Origin of the sequence: Sphingobium olei (assembly GCF_042678845.1) — a bacterium.
In the GTDB taxonomy this organism is placed as follows: Bacteria; Pseudomonadota; Alphaproteobacteria; order Sphingomonadales; family Sphingomonadaceae; genus Sphingobium; species Sphingobium olei.
This window is the reverse complement of sequence record NZ_JBHTLS010000124.1, coordinates 77,329-90,803: the sequence shown is the minus strand read 5'-3', so window position 1 is coordinate 90,803 and position 13,475 is coordinate 77,329. Positions and strand designations below refer to the sequence as shown.

General features: G+C 68.1%; 14 protein-coding genes and 1 pseudogene. 2 read left to right on the top strand and 13 right to left on the bottom strand.

The window, feature by feature from the left end; all coding sequences use genetic code 11:
* Positions 1 to 106, top strand: a pseudogene (locus ACFQ24_RS11315) (IS5/IS1182 family transposase); the annotation flags it as partial.
* A gap of 69 nt (positions 107 to 175) precedes the next feature.
* Complete coding sequence (locus ACFQ24_RS11310) at positions 176 to 1,360, top strand: DUF3644 domain-containing protein (RefSeq protein ID WP_380911232.1); 1,185 nt, start codon at positions 176 to 178, stop codon at positions 1,358 to 1,360.
* A 40-nt stretch (positions 1,361 to 1,400) separates the two neighbouring features.
* Here ACFQ24_RS11310 and ACFQ24_RS11305 read toward each other — a convergent pair whose 3' ends face one another.
* The 13 genes from ACFQ24_RS11305 to ACFQ24_RS11245 form a co-directional block, all read right to left on the bottom strand.
* Positions 1,401 to 1,640 carry a helix-turn-helix domain-containing protein gene (locus ACFQ24_RS11305; protein ID WP_096341792.1) on the bottom strand — a complete coding sequence of 80 codons (240 nt, stop codon included), beginning with the start codon at positions 1,638 to 1,640 and terminating at the stop codon, positions 1,401 to 1,403.
* On the bottom strand, positions 1,637 to 1,852 hold the full coding sequence (locus ACFQ24_RS11300; RefSeq protein WP_096341791.1) for a DUF2274 domain-containing protein: 216 nt from the start codon (positions 1,850 to 1,852) through the stop codon (positions 1,637 to 1,639). The genes ACFQ24_RS11305 and ACFQ24_RS11300 overlap by 4 nt, the downstream gene beginning before the upstream one ends.
* Positions 1,853 to 1,859: 7 nt before the next feature.
* Positions 1,860 to 3,062 carry a TrbI/VirB10 family protein gene (locus tag ACFQ24_RS11295; RefSeq protein WP_096341790.1) on the bottom strand — a complete coding sequence of 401 codons (1,203 nt, stop codon included), beginning with the start codon at positions 3,060 to 3,062 and terminating at the stop codon, positions 1,860 to 1,862.
* A complete protein-coding gene (gene trbG, locus ACFQ24_RS11290) occupies positions 3,059 to 3,907 on the bottom strand; it encodes a P-type conjugative transfer protein TrbG (protein ID WP_096341789.1) in 849 nt (282 codons plus the stop codon). Before trbG ends, ACFQ24_RS11295 begins: the two co-directional genes overlap by 4 nt.
* Positions 3,904 to 4,722: a conjugal transfer protein TrbF gene (trbF, locus tag ACFQ24_RS11285; protein WP_380911229.1), complete on the bottom strand. Its 819-nt coding sequence runs from the start codon at positions 4,720 to 4,722 to the stop codon at positions 3,904 to 3,906. Before trbF ends, trbG begins: the two co-directional genes overlap by 4 nt.
* Positions 4,723 to 4,725: 3 nt before the next feature.
* Complete coding sequence (trbL, locus tag ACFQ24_RS11280; protein ID WP_096341787.1) at positions 4,726 to 6,027, bottom strand: P-type conjugative transfer protein TrbL; 1,302 nt, start codon at positions 6,025 to 6,027, stop codon at positions 4,726 to 4,728.
* Positions 6,028 to 6,140: 113 nt separating this feature from the next.
* The gene (trbJ, locus tag ACFQ24_RS11275; protein WP_449325445.1) at positions 6,141 to 6,896 is read right to left on the bottom strand and encodes a P-type conjugative transfer protein TrbJ; all 756 of its coding nucleotides are present in this window, start codon (positions 6,894 to 6,896) and stop codon (positions 6,141 to 6,143) included.
* Complete coding sequence (gene trbE, locus ACFQ24_RS11270) at positions 6,896 to 9,343, bottom strand: conjugal transfer protein TrbE (RefSeq protein ID WP_096341786.1); 2,448 nt, start codon at positions 9,341 to 9,343, stop codon at positions 6,896 to 6,898. The genes trbJ and trbE overlap by 1 nt, the downstream gene beginning before the upstream one ends.
* A complete protein-coding gene (locus ACFQ24_RS11265) occupies positions 9,337 to 9,606 on the bottom strand; it encodes a VirB3 family type IV secretion system protein (RefSeq protein ID WP_096341785.1) in 270 nt (89 codons plus the stop codon). Before ACFQ24_RS11265 ends, trbE begins: the two co-directional genes overlap by 7 nt.
* On the bottom strand, positions 9,603 to 9,935 hold the full coding sequence (locus ACFQ24_RS11260; protein WP_096341784.1) for a TrbC/VirB2 family protein: 333 nt from the start codon (positions 9,933 to 9,935) through the stop codon (positions 9,603 to 9,605). The genes ACFQ24_RS11265 and ACFQ24_RS11260 overlap by 4 nt, the downstream gene beginning before the upstream one ends.
* 3 nt (positions 9,936 to 9,938) lie before the next feature.
* On the bottom strand, positions 9,939 to 10,937 hold the full coding sequence (gene trbB, locus ACFQ24_RS11255; protein ID WP_096341783.1) for a P-type conjugative transfer ATPase TrbB: 999 nt from the start codon (positions 10,935 to 10,937) through the stop codon (positions 9,939 to 9,941).
* The gene (locus ACFQ24_RS11250) at positions 10,934 to 11,338 is read right to left on the bottom strand and encodes a CopG family transcriptional regulator (protein WP_096341782.1); all 405 of its coding nucleotides are present in this window, start codon (positions 11,336 to 11,338) and stop codon (positions 10,934 to 10,936) included. The genes trbB and ACFQ24_RS11250 overlap by 4 nt, the downstream gene beginning before the upstream one ends.
* Positions 11,339 to 11,341: 3 nt before the next feature.
* Complete coding sequence (locus tag ACFQ24_RS11245) at positions 11,342 to 13,360, bottom strand: conjugal transfer protein TraG (protein WP_096341781.1); 2,019 nt, start codon at positions 13,358 to 13,360, stop codon at positions 11,342 to 11,344.
* Positions 13,361 to 13,475: the final 115 nt, after the last annotated feature.

The following is a 13,475-nucleotide window of genomic DNA, read 5'->3' as shown; positions in this document are numbered from 1 at the left end:
CGGCCGCTTAAAGGACTGGCGCCGGGTCGCCACGCGCTACGATCGATGCCCCACTACGTTCTTCTCGGCCATCGCGCTCGCAGCCACCGTCATCTTCTGGCTGTGATCAACGAGTCCTGACCCTAGGGCTTGCCGACACACCGTCTTGAGCCAATCATGTGTGTGGGAGGGGCATATGGCGAGACGACCGGGCAATACCCTGGAGCGCTGGGAAGTGGCGTTGGTTAAGGCCATGCTCGCGCGCAATTTCGTGCCGCAGGACATCCAAGCTTATTTCTCTCGCCCCACGCGATCGATCAATCACGCGCGTATCTCGGAAATTCGCGACGGTGCGAAGCACCGCGCGGTCAGGGCAGCGAGCGATACCGAACTCGACGCCTATCTCGCAGCCTGGCCCGATGTCGACCCGGACACCGGCTTAAGCGCTCGCGGCGACGAACTGCTGATAAAGGCGCGAGAGGCCATGATCGCAGCGGTCCACACGTTCAACGGCGCCGGGCTGCTTTTCCGTGCCGAAATCTTCATCGTGACCGCGATCATCGCCTGGACCTACCTGATGCACGCCTACTACCGGCGGGAGGGGGTAGATTATCGCTACCGCCGCGCCGGCGTGGTACAGACCACACCGAGCGGCGCCGAGAAATATTGGGAGCTGGGCCAGTGCATCGCGACGGGCGCATGCCCGCTCGACCGCGGCACGATCAATAATCTGAAGTTCCTGCTCGAGATCCGGCACGAGATCGAGCACCGCTCGACCAATCGCATCGACGACGCGCTCAGTGCCAAGCTCCAAGCCTGCTGCCTTAACTTCAATGACGCCATCAAAGCGCTGTTCGGTGGGCAGTTCGCGCTCGAGCGACGCCTGCCAATCGCATTGCAGTTCGTGACGTTCGACGGCGGGCAGCGCGCGCTGCTCGCCGGAGAGAGCCTGCCAGCGCACATCGCAACCGCAATGGACAACTTCCACAACGCGCTGACTGAGGACGAGCAGAAGGATCCGCGCTTTCGGTACCGCGTCGCCTTCGTTCCCAAGGTTACAGGACGGGCCACCAATGCGGACCTTGCGATCGACTTCGTCCGGCCTGGCTCGCCCGAGGCGCAGGCGGTCGAGCGCGTCCTGCTCAAGGAGGTCGAGCGGCAGAAGTACCTGCCCTCGCAGATCGTCGCCAAGGTGCGAGAGGCAGGCTATCCCAACTTCAACATGTACGATCACACCAAGCTCGCGCAGCAGCTGGAGGCACGCACCCCAGCCAAGGGCTATGGCGTGTCCATCGCGAATGCCTGGTATTGGTATGAGGGCTGGTTCGAGAAAGTGATTGAGAAGCTTGCCGAAGGTTGGACTCGCCCCGTGAATCCTTGAGCTCGGTGGTGCAGGAATCATTGCACTGTACCAATCAGCGCTAGTGCTTCTCGAACAGCCGTTTGAGACTGGCATAAAGGATGAAGGTGGATCTCCCGATTTTAGCGGTTTCGATTTCGCCAGAACCAATCAGCTCATAAAGTGTGGACCGCGGGATACCCGTCAGTTTGACCGCGGCTGCCACCCTGACGCAGATCGGCTCGGTCGGTAGGTCCTCGAACAGGGTAGGCGTTGCCTCTGCCGCACTATGGCGGTCCTTGATGGTTCGCGCTCTGCTCATGGCTTTGCTCGCGAGCGCGAGAACGCGCGATCGCTCTCGACGAAACTCGCGAGCATTGCCGGGATGAGCTCAGTCACAGGTTCTTCGCGACCATAGGTTTCCGCATAGACCTTTGCGTAATCGTTCAGGGCGGCTTGGAGGTCGGGCGTGATGCTGATCGTGAGCCTGACGGGCGTGCGATCAGGCAGCTTGGGCAGCTTCAGGTCTGGCATAGGTCACCTATTCGGATGGTGGAGAGAGCACGAGATCGCGATGCACGACCAAGCGCACTGGCGTGCCTGGCCGCACGGTGATCGTTGGCTGAATCTGGAGGTTGCGCGAGGTGAGCTGGTCGCCGGCGCGCGCGACATTCTGCTGGGTCGATTCCCGGATGGCCTGTACGAGGTCGCTCTCGCCGGTGAAGGTGAGGTTGGAGCCGACGCCGAGCAGGGTCGAGATCGCCACGCCCTTGAGGAGCGTCCAGGTGTGGAAATCAACCTTGTCCTCCAACCCGGCATAGCCGGAGGGATCGGTGGCCGGCACGTTCTCCATCCGGATCGAACGGCCATCCGGGAAGATTATGCGCTGCCAGACGACGAGCGCGCGGCGCTGGCCGAAGGCCACCACGGAATCATAGGTGCCGATCAGGCGCGCGCCCTGCGGGATCAGCGGGATGCGGCCGGTGGCGCTGTCGAACACGCGCTCGGTGACCTGCGCCGTGACTAGCCCGGGAAGGTCGGATCGCAGGCCGGTGATGAGGCTTGCGGCGATCACGCTGCCGGCCGACAGCATGTAGGGCGAGGCGGCGGGGCGGATCAGGTGCGGATTGACGTCGCCGCCGCGGTCCGATGTCGACACGAAATCGGCCTTGCGCTGCTGCGCATTGGGATCGCGATTCGGGTCCAGTGCCAGCTTGGATGCATCGGCATCGCTCGGCGCCGTCGCGACGGCAGCCGGCGCGGCCTCGGCCGACACGGCGCGGGCACCACTATGCACCAGCACGCCGGATTCGCGCGCCGCCTTGCGCTCGGCCGCAGCCTGCTCCTGTGCCGTCCGCGCCGCCTCTTCGGCCGCATTCGGCTGGGGCGGCACGCCTTCCGTCATCGCCTGCTGGTGCTTGAGAATGGGCCGGCCGAGATCGCCGGGAAGCGGCGGGCCGAGCTTGGGCGCATCGCCGTAGCTGGCGGGGAGCCCGCTGAGGGCATCGCCGGGAGCCTTGGCCGGTTCGGCGAGATCGCTCTGCTCGCCCACAAGGTGCAGGTTTCGCGGTTTCAGCGCGAACCAGGCGGCCGCGACCAGCACGATGATGGCGATGGCCGCGAGTCCGACGACAAGCCCGCGCTTGAACCGGATCGCAGGTGCGGGCTGCGCGCGCAGGACCAATGTCTCGGGGTCGATCTTGGGCGCGACCGCGGGTTCGTTCGATATGATGGCGTCAGTCATGACGACCTCCGGCCGATCCGGCTGATCCGCACGACCTGCTGGCGCTTGGCGCCGAGGCGGAGCTCCGCATTATCGAACAGGCGGTCGACGACATAATAGCGTCCGCGCAGGCGGTAGTTGACCAGCTGGGCCTCGCCTTTGCGATCTACCAGGAACAGCGGGGGTGCTTCCCCGACGGCGAGCGACGGCGGGAATTCGATGAAGGTCTGCCGCCCGTCATCGAACGCTCGCAGCGGGCGCCACGAAGGCCGATCGCCTGAAATCGAATAGCCGAAATCGAGGCGTTCAATCTCCAGCCCCGCCGCCACCGGCGCGGCCGCCGCCGCAGCTTCCTGGGCGCGGCGGATCGCGAGGAGTGCATCCTGCGGATAGCTCCACGACAGCGCCGCCATCGCCGGCCCGCCGGTGCTGGCGAGCGCGATGTGATAGGTCCGCCGATCGGTGGTGATCACCAGGTTGGTGCTGAGGCCGGCGGAGAACGGTTTGACTAGGACGTGGACCCGCTTCTCCGCGCCCGTTCCGCTCGCGGTGTCGCCGATCACCCAGCGCACCGTGTCGCCGCTCGCCACCGCGATCAGGATCTCGCCCGGCTGGAGTGCGATGTCGGTCACGCGTTCCGGCGCGGTATAGACGCGGTAGATGGTGCCGTCGGCAAAGGGATAGACCGCAGTTCCGTTGATGAAATCGGGACGGCGCGGTTCCACGGTGGCGTCGGCATTAGCGGCGCCAATCGCGGCGACGCCGTGCGGCGGCCGGCCGGAAGCGAATGATGGATTGGACTGTGCACCGGCGGCGGGGGTGAACGCGAGCGCAGCCATGGCTGTAAGGGCAAGCTGACGGGTCATTGCCGGTTCTCCGGAACAGTGGGGGGTGTCGGTTTGGCGGCGAGCGTCGAGTCGAGCGGAGATCCGCGCGGCACGTTCGCAGGCGGAGGCGATGCAGGGGCCGGCGACGGCGTCGCCGCCGGCGCCGCCGCCGAATCGAGCTCGCGGCTCCAGTCGATGGCGTCGATATAGATGCCGAGCGGGTTGCGGCGGAGCGTCTCCGCCGAAGTCGGGGCCTTTCGCACCACGGTCAGGATGCCGGTCCAGTTCGACGTGCCGGTCCGCACGCCGCGCTCGAACCCGGTCTCGGTCCATTTGACCTGGAAGGAGCGATCCGACGCGCGGACGACGCTGGTCACCTGCACCGAGATCGTCTGCTCGCCCATCCTGCCGAACGGATCGGCGGCGCGCGCATAGTCGCCGAGGAACTGGGCGCCGCGCCTGGTCACCAAATCATAGGCCGACAGCCAGTCCCGGCGCATGAGGACCGGGTCGAGCGACACCGACCGGACGTGCTCGATGAAGCGCGCGAGATGCCAGGCGACCTGGGGGTCGCTCGGCTGGTAGTCGCGCTCGGCTTCGCTGACCGCCCGGGCTTCGCCTAGCCGGTCGACGGCGACCACATAGGGCACGACCTTGCTCTGCAGCGATTGCCAGACGAGCGCCGCGGACATGGCGGTGGTGAGCGCCAGGCCGCCGAAGGCCATCAGCCGCCAGTTCCGCGCCTGGACGCGCGCCGATCCGATGCGTTCGTCCCATAGCTGCCCGGCGCGCTGGTAGGGCGTCTCGGGTTCTGGGGTGCGCCCGTAGCGTTGGACGCTTCGCTTGAAACGCATGGCTTATTCCTCCTTTTCCTTGATGTCGGGGGTGGCCGAGGCGCCGCCACGGTCGCCCTCCTTGAGCGTCTGAAGCGCGATGTGGCGGTGATGCCGCGCGTCCTGCTGGCGCCGCAGCGCCTGTGCCCAGGACGGCGCGGCCTCCGCGCTCGCAGGCGCCGTCGGCTGCGCGCCGCTATTGCCGGAAAGTGCAGACCATGCGGCGGCGCGTCCCGATTCCGCTGCGGCCTTGAGCCCGAAGGCTGATCCGGCGCGCTGCCGGGCCGCGCCGGCGGCCGCCTGACCGACGCCTTTGAGGCCGGCGCCCACGCTTGAGGAGCCGGAGGTCTCCTGACCGAGCTTGTAGGCGGTCGACGCCGCGGAGCCCATCGCCGTCCCGGCGCGGACCGCGCCGAGCGCGCCGGCGCCCGCGAGGCGTGCCGCGCCCATGGCGGCGCCGCCGCCGAGCGCAACCACGCCCGCTGCGCCCAGCGTGGTGCCGACCGCCGCGCCCGCGCCGAGCTGCGGCGCGCCGGCGACGAGACCGGACGCGATGCCCGGGCCGAAGATGCCGAGCCCGAACAGTGCGAGCGCGCCCAGCGTCAGGCTCATGGCCTGGCCGAGATCAGGCTCCTGCCCCTGCATCGACGTCGTGAATTCGGCAAAGAAATTGGAGCCGATGCCGACGATGACGGCGAGCACCATCACCTTGATGCCCGAGGACACCACGTTGCCGAGAACGCGTTCGGCGAGGAAGCTGGTCCGGTTCCACAGCGCGAACGGCACGAGGATGAAGCCGGCCAGCGAGGTCAGCTTGAACTCGATGATCGTGACGAACATCTGCACGGCGAGGATGAAGAAGGCGAGGATGACGATCACCCAGGCGAACAGCAGCACCGCGATCGTCAGGAAATTGTCGAAGAAGCTGACGAACCCCATCATGCTCGACGCCTGGTCGAGCAGCGGCCAGGCCGCGGAGAAGCCGGTGCCCGCGAGGCGGCCGGGCTTGAGCAGGTCGTCGGCGGAAAGCGTGCCCCCGCCGGCGGTGAGCCCGGCCTGCGCGAACGAACGGAAGATGATGTCGGCGAGCGTCGAGAAGCTGTTCAGGATCAGCGCGAACGCGCCGATGTAGAGGATCTTCTTCAGGAAGCGGCCGATCACGTCCTGCTCGCCGCCCATTGCCCAGAACAGCCCGGCGAGTGTGATGTCGATGCCGATCAGCGTCGCCGTGAGGAACCCGACGTCGGGACCGAGCAGCCCGAACCCGCTGTCGATGTAGCGGATGAAGGCGGCCATGAAGCGGTCGATGACGTTGAGATCCTGCACGTGAGCCTTCCTTTGCGGATGAAGGGTGCCGCGGGACGTGGCGGGGGAGCTTGGCCACGCCCCGCGGCGCGGCGGCGGGAGGCGAGACCGCCGCCGCGTCGGGCCGGCCGCGCCTATTGGGGCGTGTAGGCGGAGCCGGTCCCGAGGAACTTCCGGGTGGCGACGCGACCTTCGGCCTCGGCCTGGGCGCGGCGTGCTGCCTCGGTGGCGTCGGCGCGATATTGCGCGGCCATCAGGTTCTGGATCTGGAACTGCTGCTTGGCGCTGAGTGCGAGGAGCTGGTTGGTGGCCTGCGCCGCCTGCAGCGCGCCTTCGGCGCCCTGGCTCTTCGCCATGATCGCGGTCAGCGTCCCTGCGTCGGCCGTGACGTTCTCCGCCACCTGCGCTTGGACCGTCATGGTCTGGCGATACGCCGCCATCGCCGTGTCGAGTCGCTGCCGTGCTGCGAGCACCCGGTCATTGGTGGAGAGCGCCTGGCTGAAATCCTGCGGGAAGAGCCGGCGAAGCTGTTCGTCGAGTCCGGAGACCCGGAAGTTCAGCCCCTGTGCCTGGCCCATCAGCCGGTCGATCTGCTGGAGCCGTTCGGTGATCGCCTGGATTTCCGGGAAGTCGATGCGGCTGAGGTTCTTCGCCTGGTTGAGCAGCATCGTCGCCTCGTTCTGCAGCGACCGGATCTGGTTGTTGATCTGCGTCAGCGTGCGCGCGGCGGTCAGGATGTTCTGGCTGTAGTTGTTGGGATCGAAGACGGTGATCTGCGCCGAAGCCGGCTGCGTGCTCACCGCCATGCCCAGCGACAGAATGGAAGCGGCGGCAAGCGCGGCCGCGATGGCGTGCTTGCGCGAAAGCGTGACGGTAGGACGAGGCATCATCATATCTCCTGTGGGGCTTGCGGTTGGGGACCAGGGAAGCGGACGAGCAGTTCGGCGGCCCAGTCGAGCCCTGCTGCGCGGAAGAAGCGGTCGGCGAAGTCGCCGGGGCCGTGCTCGCCGAGCAGCGCATCGACGCGCTCGACCCATTCGGGACCGGAGGCGCCGCACAGCGCGAGCGCCACAGGGCCGAGGCCGAGCTCGAACAGCCGGTTCCCGCGGGCGGACTGGAGGTAATAGTGGCGCTTGGGCGTGGCCCGGCTGACCAGCTCGACCTGCCGGTCGTTGAGCCCGAAACGCTCATAGGCCTGCCGGCTCTGCGGCTCGATCGCGCGGTCGTTGGGCAGCAGGATGCGCTGCGGGCAGCTCTCGATGATGGCGGGCGCGATGCTGCTTTCGGTAATGTCGGCGAGGGACTGGGTGGCGAAAACGACGGCGACGTTCTTCTTACGCAGCGTCTTCAGCCATTCGCGGATGCGCGCTGCGAACATCGGATCGTCGAGCAGGCTCCAGGCTTCGTCGATGACGAGCAGCGTCGGACGCCCGTCGAAGCGCGCTTCGAGACGATGGAAGAGATAGTTGAGGACCGGGGCGACGACGCCCGCCTGAAGCATCAGCGCCTCGGTCTCGAAGCACTGTACGTCGGCGAAGGCGAGCGTCTCGTCGGCCGCGTCGAGCAGCCGGCCATAGGGGCCTTCGACCGTATAGGGGGTCAGCGCCAGCCGGAGCGGGGCCGACTGCAGCAGCATGCCGAGGCCGGTCAGCGTCCGCTCCTCTACGGGCGCGGTGGCGAGGTTGCCGAGCGCCGACCAGACCGCGTCCTTGACCTGCGGCGTGACCGCGACCTTCTCATGGGCGAGCAGAGCGGCCAGCCATTCGGCCGCCCAGGCACGCTCCAGCGGATCGTGAATGCGGCGGAGCGGCTGAAACGCGAGGCCGATCTCTTCGCCGTGGCCGCCCAGGGCATAATGCGAGCCGCCCATCGCCAGCACCGGCACGCGAGCGGAGAAACCCAGGTCGAACATGATGATCTGAGAGTTCGCGTAGCGGCGGAACTGGAGCGCGATCAGCCCGAGCAGCACCGACTTGCCGGCACCGGTCGGTCCCACGACCAGCATATGTCCGACATCGCCGACATGGGTCGACAGCCGGAACGGCGTCGTGCCCGAGGTCTGCGCATGGAGAAGCGGCGGGCCGCCCAGGTGGCGATTCGTATCCGGTCCCGCCCACACGCCCGAGAGCGGCATGAGGTGGGCGAGGTTGAGGGTATGGACGAGCGGCTGGCGGACATTGGCATAGGCGTGACCCGGCAGCGACGAGAGCCAGGCCTCTACCGCGTTCATGGTCTCGCGCACGCAGGTGAAGCCCAGCCCGTTGACGATCCGCTCGACCGCGCGGACCTTCTCGTCGACCTTTGCGCGATCGGTGTCGGCGACGGTGATCGTCGTCGTCAGATAGCCGAACGCGACATGGTCGCCGCCCAGTTCCTGGAGCGCCAGGTCGGCGTCGAGCACCTTGTTATCGGCGTCGCTGTCGAGGAGCTGGGTCGGCTGGTTGTAGAGCACCTCGCGCAGGAGCGCGGTGATCGACTTGCGCTTGTTGAACCATTGGCGCCGGATGCGGGTGAGCACCTTGGTCGCGTCGGTCTTGTCGAGCGCGATGAAGCGGGTGGTCCAGCGGTAGCCGAAATCCGCCGCGTTGAGCGCGTCGAGGATGCCGGGCCGGCTCAAACTCGGAAAGCCGAGCACGGTCACGGTGCGCAGATGCCGGTCGCCAAGCCTGGGCTCGAGGCCGCCGGCAAGCGGCGTGTCGGCGAGCACGGCATCGATGTACATCGGCGTGTCCGGAACGGCGACGCCGTGGCGGATCCCGGAAACGGTGCCGTGGAGATAGGTCAGCGTCTCCGCGTCGTCGAGCGCGCGCACTTCCGGCATGAAGCCGCCGAACAGGTCGAGCACGCGGTCGGTCTCGGCAATGAAGCGGGCAAGTTCGCCGCGCCAGTCGCGCGTGCCGTCCTGGTCGGGCCGGTCGACCAGCGCGCGGCCGGCGGCATCGCTGCTGTCGGCAGGCGGCAGCCAGAGCAGCGTCATGTAATAGCGGCTTTCGAAGTGCTCGCCTTCGGCCTCGAAGCCGGCGCGGCGCTCCTCGTCGACCAGCCAGGATACGGGATCGGGGAAGCGGCTCTCGGGATAGCCGAGCGCCTCGCGCCGCTCGGCCTCGAAGAACAGCGCCCAGCCGGAGCCGAACCGTTTGAGCACGTTGTTGGCCCGCGCCGATGCCGCGACCAGCTCGGCCTCTGTCGCGCTTTCCAGGTCCGGGCCGCGGAAGGCGAGCGTGCGCTGGAAGCTGCCGTCCTTGTTGAGGACGATGCCGGGGGCGACCAGCGCCGCCCAGGGAAGATGATCGGCGAGGCGATCGGCGCGCCGCCGATATTCGTGCAGCGCTAGCATGCGAGATGCCCCTTTTGGCGCAGATGCCGGATCAGCACCGGCGCGAAGTCGGGATCGCGCCGCGCCGCGAACACCGCGAGGCTGTGCCCGACCGCCCAGATCGCGATGCCCGCCAGCCATTGCTGGAGGCCGAGCCCGATCGCAGCCGCGATTGTGCCGTTGACGATCGCCAGACCGCGCGGCGCGCCGGCGAGCAAGATCGGCTGGCCGAGGCTGGTGTGGACCGGCGCCTCGAAGCCTTCGATATGCCCGCCGCCGGTCATGCGACGAGCGCTCCGCCGCCGAAGCTGAAGAAGGAGAGGAAGAAGGACGAGGCGGCGAACGCGATCGACAGGCCGAACACGATCTGGATCAGCCGCCGGAACCCGCCCGCGGTCTCGCCGAAGGCGAGGGTCAGGCCGGTTACGATGATGATGATCACGGCGACGATCTTCGCCACCGGTCCCTGCACCGACTCCAGCACCTGTTGCAGGGGCTGTTCCCAGGGCATGCCGGAGCCGCTGGCCCAGGCGCTGGTCGAGAGCGCGGCGCAGCCGAGCGCGAGCAGCGGGAAGGACAGGAACGGGCGGATGGATATGCGGAATACGGGCATGGGTCAGTCTCCATGGATCGGGGGTTCGGGAGGGGGCGTGAGGTCGGCGAGGCCGTAGTTGCCGTCCGGATCGAGGCCTGCGAGCCGCGCGATCGTCTCGATCCGCCGGCCTGTGCCGCGTCCGGCGATGAACACGACGACGTCGATGGCCTCGGCGATCAGCCGCCGCGGCACCGTGACTACCGCCTCCTGCACGAGTTGCTCGACGCGGTAGAGTGCGGCGGCGGCGCTGTTGGCATGGACCGTGGCGATCCCGCCCGGGTGGCCGGTGTTCCAGGCCTTGAGCATGTCGAGCGCCTCGGGACCGCGCACCTCGCCGACGATGATCCGGTCTGGACGCAGGCGCAGCGTCGAGCGGACCAGGTCGGCCATGGAGACGCTGCCCGGTCGGGTACGCAGCGCGACGGTATCGGCGGCGGGCGACTGGAGCTCGCGCGTGTCCTCGATCAGCAGCACGCGCTCATCGAGATGCGCCATCTCGGCCAGCAGCGCGTTGGCGAGCGTGGTCTTGCCCGAGCTGGTGCCGCCGGCGATCAGGATATTCCGGCGCTCGACGACGGCGAGCGAGAGCAGGCGCGCCGCATCGGCCGACATGATGCCGTCGTTCACATAATCCATCAGCGTGTAGAGCCGGGTCGCGGGCTTGCGGATCGAGAAGCAAGGGCCGAGCGCGACCGGCGGTAGCAATCCCTCGAACCGTTCGCCGGCCCCTTCGCCATGCGGCGGCAGCTCGGCGGAGACGATCGGCCGGTCGGCATGGACTTCGGTCCGCGCGTGGGAGGCGACCAGGCGGATGATCCGCTCGACCTGCGCGGGGTCGAAGCGGACCAGCGTGTCGGTACGTCCCTCGCCGAGCCGGTCGAGACGGAGCGCGCCGTCGGGATTGACCATCACCTCGAGCACGAGGGGATCGGCGAGCGCCGCCGCGATGGTCGGCCCCATCGCCGTGCGCAGCATCGCGCGGCGCCGGCCCTCGGATACGGTGTCGGGAGCGCCGCTCATGCCGCGCCTCCGGTGTCCGGATCGTGACCGATGGAGCGCTTGCCGCCGGCGAGCTGTCGGCCGACTTGCGCCACGAATTTCTCGAACCGCTCGCGGCCGACGGCGACGGCAGCGGCATCGGCGTCGGGAAGCGGCGCCGTCACCATCAGCTGGTAGCGCACGAACAGCGACAGGCTTTCGAGCAGCACTTCGATGTCGCGGCGCGCATGTCCGATCTCGCGGGTGATCCGGTCGAGGCGGTGCTTGAGAAGGTCATCGATCTCTCGGGTGGCCCGCCGCGCCAGCCAGTCCGCGAGCGCGTCGTTCACCAGCCGCGACTTGTTGCCGACGGTGCCCGCCGCGAGCGCCTCCAGCGCGTCGCTCAGCTCGCGATCGATATAGAGGTTCTGCCGGACCTTCATGGCTTACAGCCCCGGCACGAGATCGCGGTCGCTGCCCTCGTTGAGGGCATAGCCGCGGGCGACGGCGGTGAGACCGCGCGCCTGGTCCATGGCGCGCTGGTCGGCGGCGATGTCCTCGTCGTCGGCGAGCGCCAGCGCCGGATCGGGCGCGGTTTCGGGCTGCGGCGCGGACTGTTCGGGTAGGCCGGGATGGCGCTGCTGCTCGAGGCCGCCGTCCTCGGTGAGCTCCTCGGGCGCGTCCGATTGGCCGAGCCGCACATCCGGGCCGCGGACGATCCCGCTCCAGTCATCCCTCCGGGCGCTGGGTCGGTCGGCATAGCGACCATCGGACAGCGCCGGCGGCGCGGCGACGCGACCGGTGAAGTTGCGATCGGCGAAATAGCGCAGCTTGCGGGCGCGAATCGGCGCCATGCCGGAGACGAGCACCAGTTCCTCGTCGGGCGATAGCTGCATCACCTCGCCGGGCGTCAGCAGTTGCCGAGCGGTCTCCTGGCGGCTGACCATGACGTGGGCGAGCCAGGGCGCGAGGCGGTGGCCGGCATAGTTGCGCATCGCGCGCTGCTCGGTCGCGGTGCCGAGCGCGTCGGAAATGCGCTTGGCGGTACGTTCGTCGTTGGTCGCGAAGGCGACGCGGACATGGCAGTTATCGAGGATCGAATTGTGCTCGCCATAGGCCTTCTCGATCTGGTTGAGGCTCTGAGCGATGAGGAAGGCGCGGATGCCGTAGCCGGCCATGAACGCGAGGCTGGTCTCGAAGAAGTCGAGCCGCCCGAGCGCGGGAAACTCGTCCAGCATCATCAGCAGCTTGTGGCGTCGCTCGGACCCGGACTGATCGAGACGCTCGGTCAGGCGTCGGCCGATCTGGTTGAGCACCAGACGCACGAGCGGCTTGGTGCGGCTGATGTCTGAGGGCGGAATGACGAGATAGAGCGACAGCGGGCGCTCGGCTTCGATCAGGTCGGCGATCCGCCAGTCGCAGCGCGAAGTGACCTCGGCAACAGTAGGATCGCGATAGAGGCCGAGGAACGACATGGCGGTCGAGAGCACGCCCGAGCGCTCGTTCTCGCTCTTGTTGAGAAGCTCGCGCGCGGCCGAGGCGACCACCGGGTGGACCCGCGGCGCATCTTCGGTGCCGAGATGGTTGGTCGTCATCATCCGCCGGAGTGTGGCGACGAAGGGGCGCTGCGGATCGGAGAGGAAGGTGGCGACGCGGGCGAGCGTCTTCTCCTCCTCGGCATAGAGGATGTGGAGGATCGCGCCGACGAGCAGCGAATGGCTGGTCTTCTCCCAATGGTTGCGCCGCTCGAGCGCGCCTTCCGGATCGACGAGGATGTCGGCGATGTTCTGAACGTCGCGGACCTCGTTCGGGCCGCGTCGGACTTCGAGAAGGGGATTGTAGCGGGCGGACCGCGCGTCGGTCGGATTGAACAGCAGCGCGTGGCTGAACCGCGCGCGCCAGCCGGCGGTGAGCTGCCAATTCTCGCCCTTGATGTCGTGGATGACCGCCGAGCCGGTCCAGCTCAGCAGCGTCGGTACGACTAGGCCGACGCCCTTTCCCGAACGGGTCGGCGCGAACGCCATGACATGCTCGGGCCCGTCATGGCGAAGATAGCGGGCGCCGAGGCGCCCGAGCATCACGCCGGCATCGCGCAGCAGCCCGGCGCGCTCGATCTCCTTCTGCGTCGCCCAGCGGGCGGAGCCATAGGTGGTCACGTGCCGCGCCTGCCGTGCCCGCCACAGCGAACCGAAGATCGCGGCGCCGCAGCCGATGAAGCCGCTTGCTCCCGCCAGCGCGCCGGCGCGGTCGAACACATGCGGCGCGTAGGCGTCGAAGTGATACCACCAGGCGAACAGCGCCCAGGGCCGGTAGACCGGCAGGCCGGCGACACGGAACCATGCGGGGCCGAGCTCCGGCTGGTAGCCCAGCATCGCCGCGGCCCATTGCGTCGCCGCCCACAGTCCCGCGACGACGATCGCGAAGACGACCAGGATCTGTCCGATGAGCAATTTGGTGGGCGTCACGTCGAGGGCTCCCGCCGGTCGACATCAGGTCGATCCGGACGGCCTCAAAGTCCGCCCAAGCCCTCGAAAAGAGAATGGCGCTGATGGGCCCCGATGGGCCGGGAACGGTCAGGTT

Bases quoted from the DNA above. Each gene is read 5' to 3' on its own strand.
- ACFQ24_RS11310 (WP_380911232.1), top strand. From the start codon at position 176: ATGGCGAGACGACCGGGCAATACCCTGGAGCGCTGGGAAGTGGCGTTG.
- ACFQ24_RS11305 (WP_096341792.1), bottom strand. From the start codon at position 1,640: ATGAGCAGAGCGCGAACCATCAAGGACCGCCATAGTGCGGCAGAGGCA.
- ACFQ24_RS11300 (WP_096341791.1), bottom strand. From the start codon at position 1,852: ATGCCAGACCTGAAGCTGCCCAAGCTGCCTGATCGCACGCCCGTCAGG.
- ACFQ24_RS11295 (WP_096341790.1), bottom strand. From the start codon at position 3,062: ATGACTGACGCCATCATATCGAACGAACCCGCGGTCGCGCCCAAGATC.
- trbG (WP_096341789.1), bottom strand. From the start codon at position 3,907: ATGACCCGTCAGCTTGCCCTTACAGCCATGGCTGCGCTCGCGTTCACC.
- trbF (WP_380911229.1), bottom strand. From the start codon at position 4,722: ATGCGTTTCAAGCGAAGCGTCCAACGCTACGGGCGCACCCCAGAACCC.
- trbJ (WP_449325445.1), bottom strand. From the start codon at position 6,896: ATGATGCCTCGTCCTACCGTCACGCTTTCGCGCAAGCACGCCATCGCG.
- trbE (WP_096341786.1), bottom strand. From the start codon at position 9,343: ATGCTAGCGCTGCACGAATATCGGCGGCGCGCCGATCGCCTCGCCGAT.
- ACFQ24_RS11265 (WP_096341785.1), bottom strand. From the start codon at position 9,606: ATGACCGGCGGCGGGCATATCGAAGGCTTCGAGGCGCCGGTCCACACC.
- ACFQ24_RS11260 (WP_096341784.1), bottom strand. From the start codon at position 9,935: ATGCCCGTATTCCGCATATCCATCCGCCCGTTCCTGTCCTTCCCGCTG.
- trbB (WP_096341783.1), bottom strand. From the start codon at position 10,937: ATGAGCGGCGCTCCCGACACCGTATCCGAGGGCCGGCGCCGCGCGATG.
- ACFQ24_RS11250 (WP_096341782.1), bottom strand. From the start codon at position 11,338: ATGAAGGTCCGGCAGAACCTCTATATCGATCGCGAGCTGAGCGACGCG.